This is a genomic window from Enterobacter genomosp. O (assembly GCF_001022965.1).
GTDB classification, from domain to species: domain Bacteria; phylum Pseudomonadota; class Gammaproteobacteria; order Enterobacterales; family Enterobacteriaceae; genus Enterobacter; species Enterobacter cloacae_L.
The window spans coordinates 317886-339055 of the sequence record NZ_LECZ01000022.1 but is presented as its reverse complement, the minus strand read 5'-3'; the positions used below and the strand labels follow the sequence as shown (position 1 = coordinate 339055).

Annotated in this window: 26 protein-coding genes; 16 read left to right on the top strand and 10 right to left on the bottom strand. The window is 59.2% G+C overall.

Annotation, left to right across the window (positions count from 1 at the left end; genetic code table 11):
- Positions 1–28 precede the first annotated feature (28 nt).
- The 8 genes from ABR39_RS05260 to fliE are packed head-to-tail and all read right to left on the bottom strand — an operon-like array spanning position 29 to position 6980.
- Positions 29–436 (bottom strand): flagellar protein FlhE, encoded by a 408-nt coding sequence (locus tag ABR39_RS05260; protein WP_082132626.1) that lies wholly within the window; start codon positions 434–436, stop codon positions 29–31.
- The gene (flhA, locus tag ABR39_RS05255) at positions 433–2526 is read right to left on the bottom strand and encodes a flagellar biosynthesis protein FlhA (RefSeq protein ID WP_047346062.1); all 2094 of its coding nucleotides are present in this window, start codon (positions 2524–2526) and stop codon (positions 433–435) included. Before flhA ends, ABR39_RS05260 begins: the two co-directional genes overlap by 4 nt.
- On the bottom strand, positions 2526–3671 hold the full coding sequence (gene flhB, locus ABR39_RS05250; RefSeq protein ID WP_047346061.1) for a flagellar biosynthesis protein FlhB: 1146 nt from the start codon (positions 3669–3671) through the stop codon (positions 2526–2528). The genes flhA and flhB overlap by 1 nt, the downstream gene beginning before the upstream one ends.
- 18 nt (positions 3672–3689) lie before the next feature.
- A complete protein-coding gene (gene cheZ / locus ABR39_RS05245; RefSeq protein ID WP_047346060.1) occupies positions 3690–4328 on the bottom strand; it encodes a protein phosphatase CheZ in 639 nt (212 codons plus the stop codon).
- Positions 4329–4333: 5 nt separating this feature from the next.
- Positions 4334–4720, bottom strand: a complete 387-nt coding sequence (gene cheY / locus ABR39_RS05240) for a chemotaxis response regulator CheY (protein ID WP_047346059.1) — start codon at positions 4718–4720, stop codon at positions 4334–4336.
- Positions 4710–5789 carry a protein-glutamate methylesterase/protein-glutamine glutaminase gene (locus tag ABR39_RS05235; RefSeq protein WP_072059216.1) on the bottom strand — a complete coding sequence of 360 codons (1080 nt, stop codon included), beginning with the start codon at positions 5787–5789 and terminating at the stop codon, positions 4710–4712. Before ABR39_RS05235 ends, cheY begins: the two co-directional genes overlap by 11 nt.
- Entirely contained in the window at positions 5786–6640 is an 855-nt protein-coding gene (locus ABR39_RS05230) for a CheR family methyltransferase (RefSeq protein ID WP_047346058.1), read from the bottom strand. The genes ABR39_RS05235 and ABR39_RS05230 overlap by 4 nt, the downstream gene beginning before the upstream one ends.
- 16 nt (positions 6641–6656) lie before the next feature.
- Positions 6657–6980: a flagellar hook-basal body complex protein FliE gene (gene fliE / locus ABR39_RS05225; protein WP_047346057.1), complete on the bottom strand. Its 324-nt coding sequence runs from the start codon at positions 6978–6980 to the stop codon at positions 6657–6659.
- A gap of 263 nt (positions 6981–7243) precedes the next feature.
- On the opposite strand from fliE, the gene fliF reads away from it, so the two are divergent.
- From fliF to fliR, 13 genes are all read left to right on the top strand, one after another.
- Positions 7244–8923 (top strand): flagellar basal-body MS-ring/collar protein FliF, encoded by a 1680-nt coding sequence (gene fliF / locus ABR39_RS05220; RefSeq protein WP_047346056.1) that lies wholly within the window; start codon positions 7244–7246, stop codon positions 8921–8923.
- Positions 8923–9909, top strand: a complete 987-nt coding sequence (gene fliG / locus ABR39_RS05215) for a flagellar motor switch protein FliG (RefSeq protein WP_047346055.1) — start codon at positions 8923–8925, stop codon at positions 9907–9909. The genes fliF and fliG overlap by 1 nt, the downstream gene beginning before the upstream one ends.
- Positions 9896–10600: a flagellar assembly protein FliH gene (locus ABR39_RS05210; protein WP_047346054.1), complete on the top strand. Its 705-nt coding sequence runs from the start codon at positions 9896–9898 to the stop codon at positions 10598–10600. The genes fliG and ABR39_RS05210 overlap by 14 nt, the downstream gene beginning before the upstream one ends.
- Positions 10597–11961, top strand: a complete 1365-nt coding sequence (fliI, locus tag ABR39_RS05205) for a flagellar protein export ATPase FliI (RefSeq protein WP_047346053.1) — start codon at positions 10597–10599, stop codon at positions 11959–11961. Before ABR39_RS05210 ends, fliI begins: the two co-directional genes overlap by 4 nt.
- Before the next feature lie 12 nt (positions 11962–11973).
- Entirely contained in the window at positions 11974–12423 is a 450-nt protein-coding gene (gene fliJ, locus ABR39_RS05200; RefSeq protein WP_047346052.1) for a flagellar export protein FliJ, read from the top strand.
- Positions 12420–13454 (top strand): flagellar hook-length control protein FliK, encoded by a 1035-nt coding sequence (locus ABR39_RS05195; protein WP_047346051.1) that lies wholly within the window; start codon positions 12420–12422, stop codon positions 13452–13454. Before fliJ ends, ABR39_RS05195 begins: the two co-directional genes overlap by 4 nt.
- Before the next feature lie 129 nt (positions 13455–13583).
- Positions 13584–14084 (top strand): flagellar basal body-associated FliL family protein, encoded by a 501-nt coding sequence (locus tag ABR39_RS05190; protein WP_047346050.1) that lies wholly within the window; start codon positions 13584–13586, stop codon positions 14082–14084.
- A gap of 5 nt (positions 14085–14089) precedes the next feature.
- Complete coding sequence (fliM, locus tag ABR39_RS05185; protein WP_047346049.1) at positions 14090–15082, top strand: flagellar motor switch protein FliM; 993 nt, start codon at positions 14090–14092, stop codon at positions 15080–15082.
- Positions 15083–15089: 7 nt separating this feature from the next.
- Positions 15090–15473, top strand: a complete 384-nt coding sequence (fliN, locus tag ABR39_RS05180; protein WP_041909256.1) for a flagellar motor switch protein FliN — start codon at positions 15090–15092, stop codon at positions 15471–15473.
- Entirely contained in the window at positions 15473–15844 is a 372-nt protein-coding gene (gene fliO / locus ABR39_RS05175; RefSeq protein WP_047346048.1) for a flagellar biosynthetic protein FliO, read from the top strand. Before fliN ends, fliO begins: the two co-directional genes overlap by 1 nt.
- 29 nt (positions 15845–15873) lie before the next feature.
- Positions 15874–16572 carry a flagellar type III secretion system pore protein FliP gene (fliP, locus tag ABR39_RS05170; RefSeq protein WP_047346093.1) on the top strand — a complete coding sequence of 233 codons (699 nt, stop codon included), beginning with the start codon at positions 15874–15876 and terminating at the stop codon, positions 16570–16572.
- Between the two features lie 9 nt (positions 16573–16581).
- Positions 16582–16851, top strand: a complete 270-nt coding sequence (gene fliQ / locus ABR39_RS05165) for a flagellar biosynthesis protein FliQ (protein WP_047346047.1) — start codon at positions 16582–16584, stop codon at positions 16849–16851.
- Positions 16851–17630, top strand: a complete 780-nt coding sequence (gene fliR, locus ABR39_RS05160) for a flagellar biosynthetic protein FliR (RefSeq protein ID WP_047346046.1) — start codon at positions 16851–16853, stop codon at positions 17628–17630. Before fliQ ends, fliR begins: the two co-directional genes overlap by 1 nt.
- Before the next feature lie 3 nt (positions 17631–17633).
- Here fliR and ABR39_RS05155 read toward each other — a convergent pair whose 3' ends face one another.
- Together ABR39_RS05155 and ABR39_RS05150 are read right to left on the bottom strand one after the other, a co-directional pair.
- Positions 17634–18158, bottom strand: coding sequence for a hypothetical protein (locus ABR39_RS05155; protein WP_047346045.1), 525 nt, complete (start codon positions 18156–18158; stop codon positions 17634–17636).
- Positions 18124–18945: a winged helix-turn-helix domain-containing protein gene (locus ABR39_RS05150; protein ID WP_047346044.1), complete on the bottom strand. Its 822-nt coding sequence runs from the start codon at positions 18943–18945 to the stop codon at positions 18124–18126. Before ABR39_RS05150 ends, ABR39_RS05155 begins: the two co-directional genes overlap by 35 nt.
- A 170-nt stretch (positions 18946–19115) precedes the next feature.
- Here ABR39_RS05150 and ABR39_RS05145 point away from each other — a divergent pair, with 170 nt between their 5' ends.
- The 3 genes from ABR39_RS05145 to ABR39_RS05135 all read left to right on the top strand — a co-directional run bounded on the left by ABR39_RS05145 (position 19116) and on the right by ABR39_RS05135 (position 21169).
- The gene (locus ABR39_RS05145) at positions 19116–19397 is read left to right on the top strand and encodes a hypothetical protein (protein WP_047346043.1); all 282 of its coding nucleotides are present in this window, start codon (positions 19116–19118) and stop codon (positions 19395–19397) included.
- A 3-nt stretch (positions 19398–19400) separates the two neighbouring features.
- Positions 19401–19892, top strand: a complete 492-nt coding sequence (locus ABR39_RS05140) for a DoxX family protein (protein WP_047346042.1) — start codon at positions 19401–19403, stop codon at positions 19890–19892.
- A gap of 113 nt (positions 19893–20005) precedes the next feature.
- A complete protein-coding gene (locus ABR39_RS05135) occupies positions 20006–21169 on the top strand; it encodes a cache domain-containing protein (RefSeq protein WP_047346041.1) in 1164 nt (387 codons plus the stop codon).
- The last annotated feature ends 1 nt before the right edge of the window (position 21170 follow it).

Here is a 21170-nt window from a genome sequence, read left to right as displayed (position 1 = left end):
ATGACCGGTTGACCGGTCATGCACGCGGTTAACCCCGATGACGATAACTCACCGTGACCTGATTACTCAGCACGGTTAACGGGGCGTCAAGACGCCCACCCGCCACAGAATAATACTCGAAACGAAACGGCCCGCCTGCTGGCATACCCGCTGGCAGCGTCATCTCTCCGACAACGTCGGGCAAGGTCAGGCAGCGCGCGGCGCTGCACAGGCGAATGCGAAAACCAACAGGCGTGAGGCCGTGGGTTTTAATCTTCCAGTGTACGCGAGAGGCCACGGCCCCCGCGGGCAGGGGGGAGGGGCTTTGCACCGGTTTACTCTTCAGCACCTGCTGACCCAGAGTCATCGTGCCGCCAAAGCTGCTGCTGCTCCAGGAGCCGTCCGCCGCAACGGCCAGCGGCGAAACCAGAAGCAGCGCAAGCGCTGCACGCATCATCCTTTACCTCCAATCAGATACGTCATCCGCACGTTGCGCTGGGTATTGATCTCCTGGCTGGAAAGCACGGCTAGCTGCGGGAAGATGCGGCGCAGGTAGCGCGAGAGCATCAGACGCAGGGCCGGGTTCACCAGCAGCACCGGCGGCGCGCCTAAGCCTTCCTGGTGCTGCAGCGCCTGTTCGGTCTGCTTCATCAGGTTTTCGGCAATCCCCGGTTCAATCGCGCTGCCGCTCTGGGTCGCCTGGACCAACAGCTGCTCCAGGGAGAGATCCAGGCCAATCAGCTGAATATCGTCCTCGCCCGGGAACCACTGCTGGGTAATCGCCCGGGAGAGACGCGCCCGCACGCGGGTGGTCAGCTCATCGGCGTCGCTCTGGGCGGTGGCAAACTCCGCCAGGGTATCGATGATGGTGCGCATATCGCGGATCGGCACGCGCTCGGCTAGCAGGTTCTGCAGCACCTTGTGCAGGGTGGTCAGGCTGATGACCGCCGGGATCAGATCCTCCACCAGCTTCGGCGAGTGTTTGGTGATCTGATCCAGCAGCAGCTGCGCCTCCTGACGGCCAAACAGCTCCTCGGTATGGATGCTCATCAAATGGTTAAGGTGCGTTGCCACCACTGAACTCGGGTCAACCACCGTGTAGCCCAGCGTCTGCGCCAGTTCGCGGTGGACTTCGTCAATCCACAGAGCAGGCAGACCAAAGGTCGGCTCGGTGCACGGCGTGCCGGGAACTTCACCTTCTGCGCAGCCGGGGTTGATCGCCATCCAGCGGTCCGGCTGAACGTCGCCTGACCCAATCGTGACCCCTTTAAGCAAAATACGATAGTGCGTTGGCGCCAGATCGAGGTTGTCGCGAATGTGCACGGCAGGGGGAAGGAACCCCATCTGCTGGGCGAACTTCTTGCGGATGCCGCGCACGCGGGTCAGCAACTGGCCCTGCTGTTCGTGATCCACCATCGGGATCAGACGGTAACCCACTTCCAGACCCAGGGTATCTTCCATCTGAACGTCAGACCAGGTGGCTTCGTTCACCTTCGCCACGTCGGCTTCCAGCGCATCGGCATCTGCCTGTGCGCCGGCGGTATTTTTCGTTTCACCTTCGCGACCGCGCAACCACCAGGCGACGCCCAGCAGCGTGGCGGTAAACAGCAGGAAGACGAAGTTAGGCATGCCGGGGATCAGCCCCAGCAGGCCAATCACGCCCGCCGCCAGCACAATCACGCGCGGCGAGGTAAACAGCTGGCCTACCATCTGCTCGCCCACGTCCTGATCGTTGGCGACGCGGGTCACCACCACGCCGGCGGCGGTGGAGATCACCAGCCCCGGGATCTGCGCCACCAGACCGTCACCGATGGTCAGCAGCGTATAGGTTTCACCGGCCACGCCCGCAGACATGTCGTGCTGCATCACGCCGATGACCAGGCCACCAATAATGTTGATCGCCATAATCAGCAGCCCGGCGATGGCATCGCCGCGCACAAACTTGCTCGCGCCGTCCATTGAGCCGTAGAAGTCCGCCTCCTGCGTCACCTCTTTACGGCGGCGCTTGGCTTCCTCTTCGCCGATCAGCCCGGCATTGAGATCGGCGTCAATCGCCATCTGCTTGCCCGGCATCCCGTCGAGAGAAAAGCGTGCGCCCACTTCCGCAATACGGCCCGCACCCTTGGTGATCACCATAAAGTTAATGATGATCAGGATGATGAACACGATGATACCGATGGCGAAATTGCCGCCCACCAGGAAGTGGCCGAAGGCTTCAACCACCTGTCCCGCCGCTTCCGAGCCGGTATGCCCGTTCATCAGGATCACGCGCGTGGAGGCGACGTTAAGCGCCAGACGCAGCAGGGTGGAGAACAGCAGCACCGTCGGAAACGCGGAAAACTCCAGCGTGTTCTGGGTAAACATGGCGACCAGCAGGATCATGATCGACAGCACGATGTTGAAGGTAAACAGCAGGTCCAGCACGAAGGTCGGCAGCGGCAGGATCATCATCGCCAGGATGGTCATGATCAGCACCGGCCCGGCCAGCACCTGCCACTGGGTTTCCTTCATGTTGGGTAATCGTAATCTGGTGGCGATATTGGCCATCACTCTCTACTCTCTTGTGCAAAATCCATCCCCGCCGGAACGGGAAGATCTTTAGGTGTCAGCGGACGCAGGCCATAGCCCTTGCGCCAGCGCTTAAGGCCATAAACCCAGGCCAGCACTTCCGCCACCGCGCTATAGAGCTCGGCGGGAACCGGCGTGCCGGGGTCGCAATGGCGATACAGGGCGCGCGCCAGCGGCGGCGCCTCAAGCATGGGAACCCGGTTCTCTTCGGCCAGCTCGCGGATGCGCAGGGCAATCAGCCCGCTACCGCTGGCGACCACCATCGGTGCTCCCATGGCGCCTTCCTGGTACTTCAGAGCTACCGAATAGTGGGTCGGGTTATTCACCACCACATCGGCGGTGGGAACATCCGTCATCATTCGCTGCTGCGCCATTTGCCGCTGCAGCTGGCGAAACTTGCTTTTGATCAGCGGGTCGCCTTCCTGATTTTTGAATTCGTCTTTGATTTCCTTCAGGCTCATGCGCAGCTTTTTAAAGTTGCTCCAGAGCTGGTAAACCACGTCGAACGCCACCATCGGGATCAGCGATAGAATAATGGCCAGCATGCAGCCCAGCAGCAGGGTACTGATATCGCCCAGCGCCATGCCGAGCGGTTCATACATCAGGCTGATGAACTTCGCTTTGTTGAACCACAAAAACAGCCCGCCGCCGACCGCCGCCAGCACCACCTTCAGAATGCTCTTCACCATCTCCGACACCATCTGCGCGGAAAACAGGCGCTTGATGCCGCTGATCGGGTTGAGCTTTTTGACGTTAAATTTGAGGGCCTTGGCGCTCATATTCAGGCCGCCAATCAGCGACGGCGTGGCGACGGCGGTGAGAAACAGCCCGCCGACGAACGGCAGCAGCGCCAGGAAGGCGATCCCCAACAGCGATGCGGCATGGTGCAGCATCTGCTGCGGGTCGCTGACTAACAGCCGGTCGAACGTTAAACCGTTGTGCAGCAGGTGCTGCAGCTGTTTTGCCAGCCATCCGCCCGCCACCATAATTAACCCCCAGCCTGCCAGCAGCATCAGGAGGCTCGTCAGCTCGCGCGAGCGGGGAACCTGTCCCTCTTCACGCGCTTTTTGCTTTCGGTGGGGTGTCGGGTCTTCTGTTTTTTCGCTGTCGTTTTGTTCTGACATACCCTTCGCCCGGCGGGATTAGAAGCCGAGAGACTCCAGCAGATCGTCAACCTGCTCCTGAGAGGCGACGATCCCCTCGGCGCGGGTATCGATTTGCGGACCATTTTTCAGGTGCGCGTCGCCCGTTTCGGCAATCACATCGCGCTCGCTCATGTTTTCCACCAGCACGCTGATAAGCTCTTTCTCGACGGTCTCAATGACGTGCATCAGGCTTTGCAGCACCTGACCGGTGAGATCCTGAAAGTCCTGCGCCATCATGATTTCGGTCAGCTGGCGGTTGGTCTGCTGGGTCTTCTCCGGCACGTCGTGCAGGAAGGCGCGGGTGGCTTTGACTAGCTCGCGGGCCTCGTCCAGCGGCTGCGGGTTTTCAAACCAGGCATCCCAGCGCGTGCTCAGCGCGGTGGCGTTATCGCTCAGCCCTTCCTGTAAGGGGCGCGCCACTTCAACGCTGGTCAGCGCGCGGTCGGCGGCCTGAGAGGTCTTGCCGACCACGTAGTTCAGGCGGTCACGGGTGTTCGGAAAGGCGTCTGCCACCTCCATGATGGCCTGTTCCAGACCGAGGTTGGCCATGCTGTCGCGCAGCAGACGGGTCAGCTGGCCGATGCGAACGAAAATCTCTGTGGCGTTATCCGCCTGCATGTTTAACGGGGTGTTCATAGGGGTTACCCGAGTTTTTCAAAGATTTTGCCGAGCTTTTCTTCCAGCGTGGCAGCGGTGAACGGCTTAACGATGTAACCATTCGCACCCGCCTGAGCAGCGGCGATGATGTTCTCTTTCTTCGCTTCTGCGGTCACCATCAGGACCGGCAGTCTGGACATCGCCGCATCGCTGCGGATGGTTTTCAGCAGCTCCAGCCCGTCGACATTTGGCATATTCCAGTCGCTGACGACGAAATCGAAGCCACCGGCGCGCAGTTTGTTAAGCGCGTCCTGGCCGTCTTCGGCCTCGTCAATGTGCTTGTAACCCAGATCCTGCAGCAGGTTGCGTACGATGCGTCGCATGGTGGCGAAGTCGTCGACCACCAGAAAACGCAAATTTTTATCCGACATGTGGGGTATCTCCTGAACGTCGTGAGTCGGTTTTTGAAGAGTGTTTAGCGTGAAAACTGTCGAGCAGGCACTGGCTAATGTCGTCAAGGTCGACAACTTTTCGCGCCGCGCCCAGGGCAATGGCCTCGCGGGGCATCCCGAACACCACGCAGGTGGCTTCGCTCTGCGCGAGGGTAAAAGCGCCCGTCTGGCGCAGATGCAGCAGGCCGCGCGCACCGTCCGCGCCCATGCCGGTCAACAGGGCGGCGCTGGCGTGTTTGCTGGCCTGACGCGCCACGGAGTCAAACAGCACGTCCACGGAAGGCCGATGGCGATTCACCGGTGGGGCATCGCTGAGCCTGACCCGGTAGCCGTTGTCCTGGCTGACGATCTCCATATGGCTGTCACCCGGCGCTATCAGGGCGCAACCCGGGCGCACCGGCTCGCCATCCTGCGCCTCACGCACGGTAATCTGGCACAGCGAGTCGAGACGCTGGGCGAAAGAGCGGGTGAAACCGGCAGGCATGTGCTGAGCGATGACAATCCCCGGCGTACTGACCGGTAATGGCATCAATACCCGACGCAGCGCCTCCGTTCCGCCCGTTGACGCGCCAATGGCGATGATGCTCTGCTGACGCACGGGAATACCGGCAAGGACCGGGCGGGTAACGGGACTGTGCTGCGCCAGCTTTGCCCGCGCGGCGACGCGGATCTTCTCCACCACCATCTGGCTCCAGCTGTCGATATTCTCTGCCCCACGCAGTTCCGGCTTGGGCAGAAAATCGACCGCGCCGTGCTCCAGCGCGGTCATGGTGGCTTTCGAGCCGCGGGTGGTCAGGGAGGAGATCATGATGACCGGCATCGGGCGCAGGCGCATCAGGCGGGAGAGAAACTCCAGCCCGTCCATCCGCGGCATGTCGATATCCAGGGTCAGCACGTCCGGGTTGATCTGTTTAATCAGCTCGCGCGCGATAAGCGCGTCCGGCGCCGTACCGACCATTTCCATATCAGGCTGCTGATTGACCACCGCGCTGAGCATGTTGCGCATCAGGGCAGAATCATCGACCGCCAGCACACGAATCGCCTTCACCGTGTGGCCTCCGTCAGTTCATACACCGATTGCCCGCGCAGGCGCAGCGGAATATGGGCGTGGTTAAAGTGTTCCGAATGGCCCACAAACAGCAGGCCGCCCGGCTTAAGCAGGCGCGCAAAGCGCTGCAGCAGGCGCTGCTGGGTCGGCGCGTCGAAATAAATCATCACGTTGCGGCAGAAAATGGCGTCAAACGGCCCCGGTACGGACCACTTCTCATCCAGCAGATTGAGCTGCTGATAGTGAATGGCGCACAGCAGTTCCCGTCTGGCTTTTACCCACTCGCTGTTGTCGCCGGTGCCGCGCAGAAAGAAGTGACGCTTTTGCGCCAGGGTCAGCGCGTCCAGATCGCTCAGCCGGTAAACGCCTGCTTCCGCTTTTGCCAGCACCTCTGTGTCGATATCCGACGCCCAGATGCGCGGCCCGGCCACCGACGCGCCCAGCTGCTCGTGCAGCGTCATGGCGATAGAGCAGGGCTCTTCGCCCGTTGATGCCGCGGTGCACCAGACGCGATAGCCCGACGCCCGCTGGCGCGCATGCTCCGCGAGGATCGGGAAGTGATACGCCTCGCGGAAAAAGGAGGTCAGATTGGTCGTTAGCGCGTTAATAAAGTTCTGCCATTCCGGGTGCTCAGAGTGCGACTCAAGAAGGCCGATATACTCGCTGAACGTGGCAAGCCCCAGCGTGCGCACGCGACGGGAGAGGCGATTAAAAATCATCTCTCTTTTTTGCGCGTTGACGACAATGCCGGCGCGCTTATAGATTAATTTCCCTACACGCTGTAATTCGCTGTCGGTCAGAGAAAGCGTATTTAGGGATAAGCGTGCAGACGTGCTGATAATTTCACTCATAGAATAGGAGCAGACCTTAAACCGGTGTATTCATTATTTCCTGATACGCGCCGATCATTTTATTTCGCGCCTGCATACCAAAGCTGAATGAAATAGAAGACTTCTGCATCGCCAGCATCACGTCATTCAGGGCAATATCCTGGCTTCCAGACATCCACTGCTGTGTTTTGCTCTTCGCGTCGACCTGCGTTTTATTTATTTCGTTAATGCTGTTAAATAAAACGTCAGAAAAAGAGGGCGTTTCACCGCGCGAGGTCTGGAGACGAGTCGTTGACCCGCCGACCAGCTGCGCCTGACGCTGAATTTGATCGAGTACGCCATGCATTAATGTTGCTGACATGTTCAATTCCTGGTAAATGAAATAAAAACTGCTGTGTGTTGCACATCTTTTAAACGTCGACAGCTTACCACGCGAATAAAAACCTCAGAAAATCCAATAAGCCGACAGAACTTTGAGCTTATTTATCCTTAAAAAAAACGCCTTTCAGACGATAATGCCCGCCTGAAAAATTCTTATATTGTTGAAATCGTCGACATCACTCTCGCGAATTTCGTGAGCTGACGCGCATCGTGAATGCGTGCTATTTCATACAGGAATACGGCATGAGTGCCACACAAAATGATTTAACCAACAACCCGGCAGAGCGAATTAAATCAATACTGTCCTCACTTCGCAGCAGCCCAAAGCTTTTGCTGGTGATTTGCGGCGCGGCGGCGCTTTCCGTCGTCATCGCGTTAATGTTCTGGGCAAAGGAGCCGGATTACCGGGTGCTGTTCAGCAATATCAGTGATGAAGAGGGCGGCGCGATTGTTGCGCAACTGTCGCAGCTCAACGTGCCTTATCGCATCGACACGCCGGGCGGCGTCATCATGGTGCCAGCCTCGCAGGTGCACGAGGTGCGCATGAAGCTGGCCCAGCAGGGGCTGCCGAAAGGCGGAGGCGTGGGTTTTGAACTGCTCGATCAGGAGAAGTTTGGCGTCAGCCAGTTTACCGAGCAGGTGAACTACCAGCGTGCCCTGGAGGGCGAGCTGGCGCGCACCATTGAAAATCTTGGGCCGATCCAGAGCGCGCGCGTGCATCTGGCCACGCCGAAACCGTCGATGTTTGTCCGCGAGCAGAAAAAGCCGACCGCGTCCGTCACCGTTAACCTGCTGCAGGGCCGCACCCTTGACGACAGCCAGGTGGTGGCCATCACCCATCTTATCTCCAGCGCGGTGACCGGGCTCGCGGCAGAGAGCGTTACCATTGTCGACCAGCGCGGCAACCTGCTGACCCAGAGCGGCCTGCGCGGCTTGCAGACGGCGCACCTGAAGTACACCAATGAAATCGAGAGCGACTACCAGCAGCGTATTCAGCGCATTCTGGCCCCGCTGGTGGGCGATGAAAACATCCGCGCCCAGGTGACGGCGCAGATTGACTTCACCGAGCAGGAGCAGACCCAGGAGCAGTATCAGCCGAACAGCGATCCTGAAAAAATGGCGATCCGCAGCCGTCAGGCGAGCCTCTCAGAGCAGGGTAATCGACGTGGCGCGGGCGGCGTGCCGGGAGCGTTAAGCAATACGCCACCCGCACCGGCCACCGCACCGCTGACCCAGCCGCTTAATACCCCGGTAGATGACAAAAAAGAGAAAACCACCGGCAACAGTGCGAACCGTGAGCCTGCACAGCCGTACAACAACCGCAGCGATGAGACTACCAACTTTGAGGTGGATCGCACCCTGATCCACACCAAATCCAATGCCGGACGTATCCAGAGACTGTCGGTCGCGGTGGTGATTAACCACCTGCCGCAGGGGGAAGAGGGCAAGCCGGGACCCATTAACGAGGCCGAGCTGACCCGCATCAACGCGCTGGTCAAAGAGGCCATCGGCTATAACGCCGCGCGCGGTGACAGCGTCAATATTCTTAACGCCGCGTTTAACGGCGTGGTGGAAACGCCGGTGCCGCCATTCTGGGAGCAGGACCGTTTCTACGCGCTGCTGATGGCTATCGCCCGCTACCTGGTGATTGCGATTATCGCCTGGGTCATGTGGCGCAAGCTGGTGCAGCCAGCCTGGAACCGCCACCAGGAGACCACTATCCGTCGTCTGGAGATGGAGAAAGAGGCGCGGGAGGAAGCGATTGCAGCGAAAAAACGTGCCGCAGAGAAAAACAACCACGACCGCGCCCAGCAGCGTGTGGACACGGAAATCAATGGTCAACAGCTGCGTGAGCTTGCAGAGCAGGAACCGCGCGTTATCGCCCTCGTGATCCGCCAGTGGATGAGTAAGGAGCCGAAATAATGAATGCCTCAGAAAAAAGCGCCATTGTCATGCTGACGCTGGGAGATGTCCTGGCGGCAGAGGTGTTCAAACACCTTAACGCCCACGAGGTGAAACAGATCAGTGCCTCGATGGTCAACATGGCGGGCTTTACCCACGACCAGATGGCGATGGTGCTGGAGGAGTTTAAGAAAGACTCCAGCGAATATGCCGCGCTCAGCCTTAACACCAACGATTATCTGCGCAGCGTGCTGGTCAAGGCGCTGGGCGAAGAGCGCGCCTCGTCGCTGCTGGAAGATCTGCTGGATACCCATCAGGGTACCAACGGTATTGAAACGCTCAACTTCATGGATCCGCAGGCGGTGTTTGATCTTATCCGCGAAGAGCATCCGCAGATCATCGCCACCATCCTGGTACATCTTAAGCGTAACCAGGCGGCGGACGTGCTGGGTAAATTCGACGATCGCGAACGTAACGACATCATGCTGCGTATCGCCACCTTTGGCGGCGTACAGCCAGCCGCGCTGCAGGAGCTGACGGAAGTGCTGAATAACCTGCTGCACGGTCAGAACCTCAAGCGCAGCAAGATGGGCGGCGTCCGCCCTGCGGCCGAGATCCTTAACCTGATGAAATCTCACCAGGAAGAGTCGGCCATCGAGGCGGTACGTGAGTTCGACGGCGAGCTGGCGCAGAAAATTATCGACGAGATGTTCCTGTTCGAAAACCTGGTGGAAGTGGAAGACAGAAGCATCCAGCGTCTGCTGCAGGAGATCGAGAGCGAAACGCTGATCATCGCCCTGAAAGGGGCCGACGAGCCGCTGCGCATGAAGTTCTTCCGCAACATGTCCCGTCGTCAGGCAGAGCTGATGACCGACGATCTGGCCTCCCGTGGTCCGGTGCGCCTGTCGCAGGTCGAAGCCGAACAGAAGACCATCCTCAACGTGGTGCGTCGCCTGGCCGAATCTGGCGAAATCCTGATTGGAGGCAGCGACGATGCCTACGTTTGATGAACATAACGCGGCCGGGTGGCGCGCCTGGCAGCCGGAAAACCTGTTGGGCGAACCGATAGACACCCCGCTGCCGACGATGGACAACGCTCAGTCCGAAGCGCAGCTGAAAGCCGAGCTGGCGCGTCTGCGCAAGCAGGCGGAGCAGCAGGGGTTTGCCCAGGGACAGCAGCAGGGCCAGGAAGAGGGCCGCAAACAAGGCTATGAGGCGGGGCTGAAAGAGGGACGTGACGCCGGGTTCGCCCAGGGCGTCGAGCAGGCGCGCGTGGAGCAGCAGGCGCTGCTGCGCGAAGCAGAAGTATGGGTCAGCAACTTTAAGCTGGCGCTGGAAAACCTCGAAGGGCTGGTTCCGGCTCGTCTGGTGCAGCTTTCGCTGACGGCAGTGCATCAGCTCTATGGTTCGACCCGCGTGGCGGATAACCAGGCGTTGCTTACGCAGATCCGCAGCCTGATGCAGCAGGACGCGCTGCTGCACGGCACCATTCAGTTGTATGTCAGCCAGGAGGCGTTTGCTTCGGTGCAGGCGGCGCTGGGTGAAACGCTTGCCGCGATGGGCTGGGAGCTGCACCGCGACACCAGCCTGGCCGCCGGGGGCTGCCGGGTGTTCTCCCCAGACGTGGAGGTCGATGCCAGCATGGAAACCCGCTGGCAGGTGCTCTGCCAGCTGGCGCGCGAGGAGCTCTCGCAATGAGCCAGCAGCTAAAAACGTGGCTCTCTGCCCTCGACCGGGTCGAGGAAAAACTTACGCAGGTGCCTGATTTTCGCCAGTACGGCAAGCTGACGCGCGCCACCGGGCTGGTGATGGAGGCCGTCGGCCTGAAGCTGCCCATCGGCGCGCTGTGCATCGTTGAGCGCCAGACGGAGCAGGGCATTATCCCGGTCGAAAGCGAAGTGGTCGGCTTCAACGGTCAGACGCTGTTCCTGATGCCGCTGGAGCACGTCGACGGCATTCTGCCGGGGGCGCGCATTTACGCGCTGCAGGGCGACTGCCACGCCGGTAAACAACTGCCCGTTGGCCCGCATCTGCTGGGCCGCGTGCTGGATGCGCAGGGCCGTCCATTGGATGGCCGTCCCGCGCCGGGCAAACCGGCCGCCGGATTGTTCACGCCAACGCTTAACCCGCTGCACCGCGACCCGATCAAAACCGTGCTCGACGTCGGCGTGCGCGCCATCAACGGTCTGCTGACGGTGGGGCGCGGGCAGCGTATGGGCCTGTTCGCCGGCTCCGGCGTCGGGAAAAGCGTGCTGCTCGGCATGATGGCCCGCTTTACCACCGCGGACGTGATTGTGGTGGGGCTGATCGGCGAGCGCGGCCGCGAGGTAAAAGACTTTATTGAGAACATCCTTGGCGAGCAGGGGCTGGCGCGGGCGGTGGTTATTGCCGCCCCGGCAGACGTTTCGCCTATTTTGCGTATGCAGGGGGCCGTTTACGCGACGCGCATCGCGGAAGATTTTCGCGAGCGCGGCCTCAACGTGCTGCTGATCATGGACTCCCTGACGCGCTACGCCATGGCGCAGCGAGAAGTGGCGCTGGCCATTGGCGAACCGCCCGCCACCAAAGGCTACCCGCCGTCAGTCTTTGCCCGGCTGCCTGCGCTGGTCGAGCGTACCGGGAACGGCGTGAAGGGCGGCGGCTCCATCACCGCGTTTTATACCGTCCTGACGGAAGGGGACGACCAGCAGGATCCGATTGCCGACTCCGCGCGGGCGATCCTCGACGGCCACATCGTGCTGTCGCGTCGCCTTGCCGAGGCGGGGCACTATCCGGCTATCGACATTGAAGCTTCGATCAGCCGCGCCATGACCGAGCTGATCCCGCACGCCCAGTACCGCCGGGTGCAGCGTTTCAAACAGCTCCTTTCCGCGTATCAGCGCAACCGCGATCTGGTTAGCGTGGGGGCGTACGTGAAGGGCAGCGACGCGATGCTGGATCGGGCAATCGAAAAATATCCGTCGCTGGAGGCGTTCCTTCACCAGGCGATCCACGAGCGCAGCGGCTATGACGACGCCGTTCGCGCCCTGTCCGGGCTTTTCCCGGATATTAAAGACTAAGCCGGAGGTGCGATGAAAGCACATAACCCCATGGTTCTGCTGCGCGACAAGGCGCAGGAGACGCTGACGGAAACTACCCGCGCGCTGGGCGGCGCACAGCAGCAGCTTCAGCAGGCCATGACCCAGTGCGAACAGCTGCAGCACTACGAGCAGGAGTACCAGCAGTCCCTGCGCCAGGGAATGATGGGCGACGGAATGTCGGTGGCGGATCTGGTCAATCACCAGTCGTTTATTTTGTCACTGAAGCAGGTGGTGAAGCAGCAGGAAGGACACGTCAGCGCCTGTGAACAGGCGGTCGACAAAGTGAAACAGAACTGGGTGCAGAACAAGCAGCGCCTGAATGCGTTTGAAACCCTGATTGAACGCCGGGCGACGGCGCAGGCGTTGGTTCAGAGCCGACATGAACAAAAGCTGATGGATGAATTTGCTCAGCGTGCCGGACAAAAGAGAGAAAGGCTATGAACATTGATATTGCCGCCCTGTTACTGGGTGGCGGAGCGCAGGGCAAACCGAAGATGGGGCTGCTCTCCGACGAGGATTTTGCCCCGGCGCTGGAGGGTAAGCTGGCGCAGCTGTTTACCGGTCTGGATCCGCAGCCGCTGCCGGAAGCGATGCTGCCCGCCGGTATGCTGCCGGGGCAGCTCACGGAGGTTGAAGCTGGGGCCGATAGCGACAGCGATGAGACGCTGCTGATGGCCCCGCCGGGGCTGGCGGAGGCGCTGACCGGCGTTGCTATCACCGAAGGTGAAGGAGAAGAAAGCCCGCAGTGGCAGCTCCAGCAGCTGGTTACCCGCAGCGTAACGGGGGCAGAGACGGCGCCCGACAAGCCTGCCGTGCGCGAAAAGCCGCTCGCGCAGGACGGTAAAGCGTCGTCGGCGCTGAGCGTGGCGGAGAAAACGTCACCGGCAATCGCTTCACCTCTGCTGGCGCAGCCTGCACCGGTCGCGAGTGAATCCGTCGCCGCGCCGGAAGTGGTTACCACCTCAACGGCAGGCGCCGTAGCGCTGCCCGCCGCCGTGCGCAGTAGCGTCGCGCATGCCCCGCAGCAGGTGGTTACCGTCAACCATCCGCCACAAACGCCGGAGTGGAAGCAGTCGGTCGGCCAGCATATCGCCATTTTTAGCCGTAACGGCCTGCACAGCGCGGAGATCCGCCTGCACCCGGAAGAGCTGGGTTCGCTGCAGATCTCCCTGCGCATGCAGCAGGATCAGGCGCAGATCCACATCGTCAGCGAGCATGCCCATATTCGTCACGCCATGGAGCAGGCGATGCCGCAGCTGCGTGCCGCGATGGCGGAATCGGGTATTCAGCTCGGCCAGGCGAACGTCAGCGCCGACGGCCAGCCGTTTACCGCCGGTGAGCAGGGTGAAAACGCATCGGGCCAGGAACAGGCCGAACAGGAAGCGGAATCGCTAAAGGTGGAAGAGGAGAGTGTGCCGACGTTATTAACCACCACCCCCGGAAATATATACGGAATTAATACCTTTGCCTGAAGTCCTGAATTAGCTTCAGGAATGAAATTTTATCGCCTGATTATCAGGATGATTAAATGGACTACAATGTCCGCCATATTGACTCGAGGGTAGTACGCTGCCTTCCCTTATTTACCAGGTGTACGTTCAATGAGTAATAAAAATAAAAAGGTCGCCGGCGGCGGAGGGGCTCGCTCGCTTTTGATGACGTTCATGTTTTTGACTGCCGTTGCGGCGTGCGGGTTTTCCGGCTACCTGTTCTGGGAAATGAAATTCGCCAAACCGGCAGAAGAGATTGCAGAAGGGGAAGCGAAAACAGCGCCTGCGCAAGTCGAGCCGCTTTACGCTTCGATGAATACGTTTACCGTGAGCCTGAAGCCGACGGCGAATGAATCCGATCGAGTATTATATCTGGGCTTGTCTATTCGGGTGGCAGAGCAGAAATCGCTTGCCGTTCTGGAAAAATATTTACCGGAATATCGCAGCCGCTTATTTATGTTGCTCACCCATCAGACCTATGAAGATTTAGCTACCGACGAGGGAAAGCGCCGCCTGATAACCAATATTCAGAACGAGCTGGATAAGCCGCTGGCATTTGACCAGTCCATTCGCGTCACCGACGTCCTTATTAACGAATTTATTCTGCGGTAATAATTATGGCTGACAGCTTTTTATCACAGGATGAGATCGACCGCTTGCTTAACGCTGATGTCGAGAGCAGCAGCGATATGCATAACAGCCGGCCCGATGCAGGGATAAAACCCTACGATCCGAACACGCAGCGCCGGGTGATCCGCGAGCGTCTGCATTCGCTGGAAATTATTAACGAACGCTTTGCCCGTCAGTTTCGTATGGGGCTGTTTAACCTGCTGCGCCGTAGCCCGGATATTACGGCGGGGAACATTAAGATCCAGCCGTATCACGAGTTTGCCCGCAACCTGCCGGTGCCGACAAACCTGAACCTGCTGCACCTTAACCCGCTGCGCGGCACCTCGCTGATGGCCTTTTCGCCGGGGCTGGTGTTTATGGCCGTGGATAACCTGTTCGGTGGCGACGGTCGTTTTCCGACCAAGGCCGACGGGCGCGAGTTTACGCCGACCGAGCAGCGGGTGATCCACCGCATGCTGTCGATGGCGCGCGAGGCGTACGAATTTGCCTGGAGTTCGATCTACAAAATCAAAACGGAATATATCCGTTCCGAAATCCAGGTGAAGTTCACCAATATCACCTCATCGCCGAATGACGTGGTGGTGACCACGCCGTTTTCGGTCGAGATCGGTTCGCACCGTGGGGAGTTCAACATCTGTATTCCCTTCAGCACCATCGAACCGCTGCGCGAGCTGCTGAGTAACCCGCCGATGGACAACTCCCGGCAGGAAGACACCCAGTGGCGCGGCCTGCTGGCAAGCCAGATGCGGGAAACGGAGCTGGAACTGACGGCACGTTTTGCCGATATCGGTACCCGCCTCTCCAGCGTGATGCAGATGAAAAAAGGCGACATTATCGCGCTCGATAAGCAGGAGTTTATCGAAGCCAGCGTGGGTGGCGTGCCGGTCTTCACGGCCCGCTACGGCGCCGTTAACAATCAATATGCCCTGAAGGTCGAGCAGATGATTCAGCCTTCATTACTATCATTTAACAAGGAGTAATTTCCCCATGAGCGATATGAACACCTCATCGGGTTCTGACGATCAGTCCATTGATAATCTCTGGGGTGATGCAATGAGCGAACAGCACGCGGCGGGAATTACCGACACCATGGCTGCACCGCAATTTTCTGACGAAATGAACCTGATCCTCGATATCCCGGTAAAAATGACCGTGGAGCTGGGGCGCACCAAAATGACCATCAAAGAGCTGTTGCGCTTAAGCCAGGGTTCGGTGGTGTCGCTGGACGGGCTGGCGGGGGAACCGCTGGATATCCTGATCAACGGCTATCTGATTGCGCAGGGTGAAGTGGTGGTCGTTTCCGATAAGTTCGGCATCCGCATCACGGACATCATCACGCCGTCTGAACGTATGCACCGTCTGAGCCGCTAATGAACGCTACCGACTCCTTTCCGGCTACCGGCTCGGTGCTGATGACGGTCACCAGCGCGCTGGCCCTGATTATCCTGCTGATGGTGGTGATGGCCTGGGCCGCCCGCCGCAGCGGACTGGCGCGTCGGCTGAACGATGCCCAGGGCAACATGACCCTGGTGGCGACCCAGTCGCTGGGGCCGCGCGAGCGCCTGGTGCTGGTGGACGTCGGCGAGCATCGGCTGGTGCTGGGCGTCACCGCCTCGCAGATAACCTGCCTCGCCACGCAGGCGCGCCCGGAAAACGCCCCGCAGGCCTCCGCGCCCGCGGCGACCTTCCCGCAGCTGCTGGAAAAGCTGCGTCAGAAGTACCAACCGGGAGGTGAGCAGTGAACCTCCGTCTTCTGCTGGCGCTCGTCCTGATGTTGCCTGCCGCCGGGGCGCTGGCGGCCAACGGGGATATCACCCTCGGTAAACCAGCGGGGGAAGAGGGCTGGACGCTGCCGGTGCAAACCCTGCTGCTGCTGAGCGGCTTTACCTTCATTCCTGCCGTACTGCTGATGATGACCGGGTTTACCCGCATCATCATTGTGCTGGGGCTGATGCGTAACGCCCTCGGCACCCCTACCGCGCCGCCCAATCAGGTGCTGGTGGGGCTGTCGCTGTTTTTGACCTTCTTTGTGATGTCTCCGGTGTTCAGCCAGATCTATGAAAAAGCCTGGCAGCCGCTGCAGGAAAACAAAATCACCATGGATGTGGCCCTGACGGAAGGGGTAAAACCGCTGCGCGCCTTTATGCTCGACCAGACCCGCGAAAGCGATCTGGCGATGTTTGCCCGCATTGCGAAAACCCCGGATATCGCCTCGCCGGAAGAGGTACCGCTCAGCATTCTGGTGCCGGCGTTTATCACCAGCGAGCTAAAAACCGCCTTCCAGATTGGTTTCACCATCTTTATCCCGTTCCTGATTATCGATCTGGTGGTCGCCAGCATTCTGATGGCGCTGGGGATGATGATGGTACCGCCCACCACCATTGCGCTGCCGTTTAAGCTGATGCTGTTTGTGCTGGTGGATGGCTGGCAGCTGCTGGTCGGCTCGCTGGCCCAGAGCTTTTACAGTTAGGAGACAATCATGACCCCGGAAAGCGTAATGGTGATTGGCATGCAGGCGATCAAGGTGGGGCTGATGGTGTCAGCCCCGCTGCTGGTGGCTGCGCTGGTCACCGGTCTTATCATCAGCATTTTGCAGGCCGCCACTCAGGTCAACGAAATGACCATGACCTTCATCCCGAAAATCCTGATGATTGTCGGCGTCGCGGTGGCGCTCGGCCCGTGGATGATGAAAATCTTTATTGAATACACCCGCGCGGTATTCGCCAGCATTCCCTACGCGATCGGCTGATGGCCTTCGGACTTCCTCTCGATCAGCTCTACGGGCTGGTCAGCCACACTTTTTTTATCATGGTACGCATCGGTGCGCTGCTGCACGTCGCGCCGATATTCAGCGAGAAAGCGGTTAATGCCCGCTTGCGCGCCTGTCTGGCGCTGCTGATCGCGATCCTGATTGGCGGCACGCTGCCCGATGCGCAGGTGGGCCTTTATTCCTGGGAAGGTGTCTGGGTGCTGGCGAAGCAGGTGATTATCGGGGTGGCGATGGGGCTGACGTTGCAGCTGCTGTTTGCCGCAGTGCGCCTGTCAGGCGAAATCATCGGCATGCAGATGGGACTCTCGTTCGCCACCTTCTTTGACCCCGGCGCGGGCAACAGCCCGGTGATCTCGCGTTTTCTCAACCTGCTGGTGACCCTGCTGTTCCTGGCGTTTAACGGCCATCTCTGGCTGCTGGCGCTGCTGGCGGAAACCTTCCAGACGCTGCCGGTTGACGCCACGCCGCTGCACGCGGGCGGGTTTATGTATCTGGTCACCCACGCCGGGATGATCTTCAGCCAGGGGCTGATGCTCGGTCTGCCGGTTATTGCGCTGCTGCTGTGCATCAACTTTATTCTTGGGCTGCTAAACCGCCTGACGCCGCAGCTCTCTATTTTCGTGATTGGCTTCCCGCTGACGCTCACCTTCGGCATGCTGGCGTTGTTCCTGATTGCCGAAACGCTGGCACCGTTCTTTGAGCGCCTGATGGCTACCGGGTTTGATACGCTTGCCGGGCTGATTCAGGCGCTGGTCTAATCCTCAGTTCATGCAGGCGATACGGGCAACGGTCTCCGTGCCGGAGGCGAGCACTTTGTCGTCCAGCAGGTAGACGGTGCTGGTCGCCACTTCACCCGGTTTGATTTGCGGGAAGATATAGTCGGTGACATCCTCATCCGTGCTCTGACCGCCGAGCTTGCGGTGCTGGCTGGTGACGGTCAGATGGATCCGTTTCCCCGACATATCAACGTCGTAGCGCACCTCACGGTTTACGGCTTTGGGAAGCCCGTCGCGCTTGCCGTCTTTGAAGTGGCTGATGCTGCCGATATAGGTGGTATGCCCGTTGAACAGGCCATCACGGTAAGAGCGGTAAATACCGCGCGCCAGCGTCGCGTTGTTATCGTCCTCAATAATGTAATACGAGGTCGGCGCAATACAGACCGCCTTGTAGGGCGAGGTGTAAAACCCGTACAGCGCCATCGCGCCGGTCCCGATAACCACCCCGCCAAGAAACAGCAGCGCGAGCGGCGATTTAATAATGGCGAAAATAGAACGATTCGCAGTCATTCCCTGAATCCTTAAAGGGTTGTTGGCAGGCAATAAGCCCCTGGAATTTACTCATCTTTTCGGAGCCCGTCGTGACATACAGTACGGCTGCGGGCTTCTCGTCAGTGCGGCGCGCCAGCACATGGCGGGTATAGGTTTGCAGCGTGGATTCAATCAGGGCGGTCTGCGACTGTTTGTCTTGCTGAACCATCACCTCGGTACCGGGGGGCACGCCAGGGCCATTCCAGCGCACAAAATGCACCGGCTGCGGGCTAAAATCGATAATGCCGCGCACGAGCAGCGCAATCACCAGCCCCACGAGCACGCCGCTGAGCGTGATACAGCTCTTTTGCATTAGCGTGCTGCGGGCGCGAGGCGGGGCAGGCGCGACCGTCGGCGGAGCCTCTGGCGCACCGGCCTGTGTGGGTGCTTCCGGCTGCGGGGGGGATTCCGTCAGCGCCGCTGGCGGCAGTTCGCTACCGGTTTCCCGGACGATCAGGCGATAGCCGCTGCGCGTTACGGCGATGAGCGTGATGGCGTCCTGCAGGTTTAGCTGAGCGAACGCCCGGCGTAATTTGGTGATCATCACCCGCACGCTGTTGTCGGTCACTTCCACCCCGGCGCTGCGCCAGCCGATCTCCATCAGTTGTTCCTGGGACAGCACCTCTCCATGAGCCTCCACCAGTGCGGCGAGGCACAGACATGCGCTTTGGGGGAGAGTGACGGTCTCTTGCGTATCCGTACGGGCAAGGTTACGGGTCGGCATATCCAGCGTCACTAACGATCCAATCGCGATATTGTTTAGCATAGTTATTTGATTCTTCTGGTGTATTGGGTATCGCTTCTGGCTAATGTAATTAATAGTAATGAATGCACGTTATTGCTAGCCGGGAGCCAGAGCGACATGCTTTTTATGTCTTACGTCGTCTTTTTGCAACCATTATGTCAAAGCAGCCTTAACGCTTTTAAGGTTATTAATTGCGGTTTTTTAACCACACCAAAAATAACGTTATTGATGATTTCGCTTTAATTACATTAAAACCAATTGGTTATCATTTTTACTGCGCGTGTGCGGCGTCAGAAGCGTTGATAATGAGACGCCGTTATCACTTTGGATTAATCATTTTTAATCTGTATAAAGTTATTAATTGTGCCGGAAATGGCGGGGCGGCGGTTGCGCACGAGGGCTGCGAATTTATACTGCGTGAAAAGCAGGTGATTGAATTTATTACCCAGTATTCATTTTCTTTACAAGGATGACCGATGTTCTCTCTTAAGCGTTTTATGCATACGTCCGATATGCCAGCAATGTTTCCCGTATTTATCTGCCGTCTGGTATTGGGCATCTTTTTCTTTACGGCCGGCTTTAATAAATTATTTGTTACCGAGAACCAGCTGCTGATGGTCGATACCCTGCACGATGCGGGGATCCCTTTTCCGGTCATCATGGCGGTGGTGGTGGCGTTTCTGGAATGCAGCATGGGCCTGCTGTTGACGCTGGGGCTGTTCAGCCGCTTTAGTGCGCTGGTACTGATGATTATCAGCAGCGTGGCGCTGGTGACTATGGGTATTTACACCATTCCGCGCGGGCTTAATCTGATCGCATGGCTGAGCTGGCTCTTTTATCTGCCCGAGACGCTGTATATCGTGCTCTGCCTGTTTCCGTTGACCTGGGGCGGCACCCTTTGCAGCCTCGATGGCTGGCTGGTTAAACGCTGGCAAAAGGTCCGCAAAATAGTTTTTGTCGAGGGGTAACATAAGTGCGCGGTTATCAACGGTTTGAAGAGCATATTTCCTGATGTCTGCATAATAAAATAGCCCTGTAGAGGCAGCATTGTGCTGCCGTAAAAAGAACAGGCGCTGATGTTATGGTTTTTATTGTCATACTGGTCGTTATTTTCATTACCCTGGTTATTCTGGTGCAGGCTGGCGTCATGCCGTGGTTTATTCGCACGGAGGGGCAGCGCCTGCGCACGCAGGTTGATGCGCTGGCGACCCAGCTGCGCGAGCAGCTCGATCGCGTTGAAGCGCAGCAGCGTTCAATGACCGAAAGTGTGGTCACCCTCAAAAGCTTCGCGCTGGACAAAAGCGCGCCTGGCGAGACGGATATTACCGAAGAGACGGGCACCAGCCGTCAATTTCTCAATTCCCTGGTCAAAGAGACGGGCGAACGACTTGGCGGTCGCGCCTGGATCGTGGACGACACTGGACGCATCATCGGCGATGCCGCGGGTGCGCCAACGGTACAATCCCTCAACGATACCAACCTGCCGATGGCGATGCCGTTGCGTACGCTGCTGGCCCAGTCGGGAGGCGGTCTGCGTCAAACCCATTTTCGCAGCGCCAGCGGCGAGCACACGCTGGTGGTGATGCCCATCCCCGACAAGCCGTGGCTGCTTGCCATTGATGTCCCCACCCGGCGAATGGGCGAGCGTCCGGGCATTCTTTTGCATAAGCCGTGGCCGCTGGCGGCCTTGCTGCTGGTCTCCACGCTGACCCTGCTTCGCAGCCTGAACCAGCACCTTTCCCGCCTCAACGAAGAGCTGCCGTCGCAGCTGAAAACCGAGCAGGGCGCGCATTTGCCGCCGCTGATGCAGGAGATCGGCGAGCAGGTCAGCACGATTGCCCGGGCAGCCAGCACGATTGCTGAAGAGAACGAGCGTCTGCTGCGGGTACCCGAAGCGAACGCCAATCTGCTGGCCGTGTTGAGCGAAAGCGCCACGGGCGCGATCCGGGCGATGAACGCCCTGCATGACGCCGCGCTGCACATTGCCGACAGCAGCGGCGCGCTGGTGCAGCTGGCCAGCCGCGCCTACAGCTATTCGCTGCATCACGAAGAGGGCGTTTTTGCCGTGGAGTCGCGCAATCTGGCGAGCCGCTGCGCGCGTTCTTCGAAAGAAATTCGGGCCCTGATTGACGATGCGATGATGCAGGCGCAAAGCGGGGCACCTTCGGTGACGCAGAATAACAGCGTGCTGATTGAAGAGGTTTTCACGGTGGCGAACACCCTCATTCACCGCACGAGCGGATAAT

Excerpts from the sequence above, each read along its gene's own strand:
- ABR39_RS05230 (WP_047346058.1), bottom strand. The coding sequence starts at position 6,640 with ATGAGTGAAATTATCAGCACGTCTGCACGCTTATCCCTAAATACGCTT.
- cheY (WP_047346059.1), bottom strand. The coding sequence starts at position 4,720 with ATGTCGGATAAAAATTTGCGTTTTCTGGTGGTCGACGACTTCGCCACC.
- ABR39_RS05155 (WP_047346045.1), bottom strand. The coding sequence starts at position 18,158 with ATGACTGCGAATCGTTCTATTTTCGCCATTATTAAATCGCCGCTCGCG.
- flhA (WP_047346062.1), bottom strand. The coding sequence starts at position 2,526 with ATGGCCAATATCGCCACCAGATTACGATTACCCAACATGAAGGAAACC.
- cheZ (WP_047346060.1), bottom strand. The coding sequence starts at position 4,328 with ATGAACACCCCGTTAAACATGCAGGCGGATAACGCCACAGAGATTTTC.
- ABR39_RS05135 (WP_047346041.1), top strand. The coding sequence starts at position 20,006 with ATGGTTTTTATTGTCATACTGGTCGTTATTTTCATTACCCTGGTTATT.
- fliJ (WP_047346052.1), top strand. The coding sequence starts at position 11,974 with ATGAAAGCACATAACCCCATGGTTCTGCTGCGCGACAAGGCGCAGGAG.
- fliO (WP_047346048.1), top strand. The coding sequence starts at position 15,473 with ATGAACGCTACCGACTCCTTTCCGGCTACCGGCTCGGTGCTGATGACG.
- fliQ (WP_047346047.1), top strand. The coding sequence starts at position 16,582 with ATGACCCCGGAAAGCGTAATGGTGATTGGCATGCAGGCGATCAAGGTG.
- fliN (WP_041909256.1), top strand. The coding sequence starts at position 15,090 with ATGAGCGATATGAACACCTCATCGGGTTCTGACGATCAGTCCATTGAT.
- ABR39_RS05195 (WP_047346051.1), top strand. The coding sequence starts at position 12,420 with ATGAACATTGATATTGCCGCCCTGTTACTGGGTGGCGGAGCGCAGGGC.
- ABR39_RS05140 (WP_047346042.1), top strand. The coding sequence starts at position 19,401 with ATGTTCTCTCTTAAGCGTTTTATGCATACGTCCGATATGCCAGCAATG.
- ABR39_RS05150 (WP_047346044.1), bottom strand. The coding sequence starts at position 18,945 with ATGCTAAACAATATCGCGATTGGATCGTTAGTGACGCTGGATATGCCG.
- fliR (WP_047346046.1), top strand. The coding sequence starts at position 16,851 with ATGGCCTTCGGACTTCCTCTCGATCAGCTCTACGGGCTGGTCAGCCAC.
- fliE (WP_047346057.1), bottom strand. The coding sequence starts at position 6,980 with ATGTCAGCAACATTAATGCATGGCGTACTCGATCAAATTCAGCGTCAG.
- fliM (WP_047346049.1), top strand. The coding sequence starts at position 14,090 with ATGGCTGACAGCTTTTTATCACAGGATGAGATCGACCGCTTGCTTAAC.
- ABR39_RS05190 (WP_047346050.1), top strand. The coding sequence starts at position 13,584 with ATGAGTAATAAAAATAAAAAGGTCGCCGGCGGCGGAGGGGCTCGCTCG.
- fliG (WP_047346055.1), top strand. The coding sequence starts at position 8,923 with ATGAATGCCTCAGAAAAAAGCGCCATTGTCATGCTGACGCTGGGAGAT.
- ABR39_RS05210 (WP_047346054.1), top strand. The coding sequence starts at position 9,896 with ATGCCTACGTTTGATGAACATAACGCGGCCGGGTGGCGCGCCTGGCAG.
- fliF (WP_047346056.1), top strand. The coding sequence starts at position 7,244 with ATGAGTGCCACACAAAATGATTTAACCAACAACCCGGCAGAGCGAATT.
- ABR39_RS05260 (WP_082132626.1), bottom strand. The coding sequence starts at position 436 with ATGATGCGTGCAGCGCTTGCGCTGCTTCTGGTTTCGCCGCTGGCCGTT.
- flhB (WP_047346061.1), bottom strand. The coding sequence starts at position 3,671 with ATGTCAGAACAAAACGACAGCGAAAAAACAGAAGACCCGACACCCCAC.
- fliP (WP_047346093.1), top strand. The coding sequence starts at position 15,874 with ATGTTGCCTGCCGCCGGGGCGCTGGCGGCCAACGGGGATATCACCCTC.
- fliI (WP_047346053.1), top strand. The coding sequence starts at position 10,597 with ATGAGCCAGCAGCTAAAAACGTGGCTCTCTGCCCTCGACCGGGTCGAG.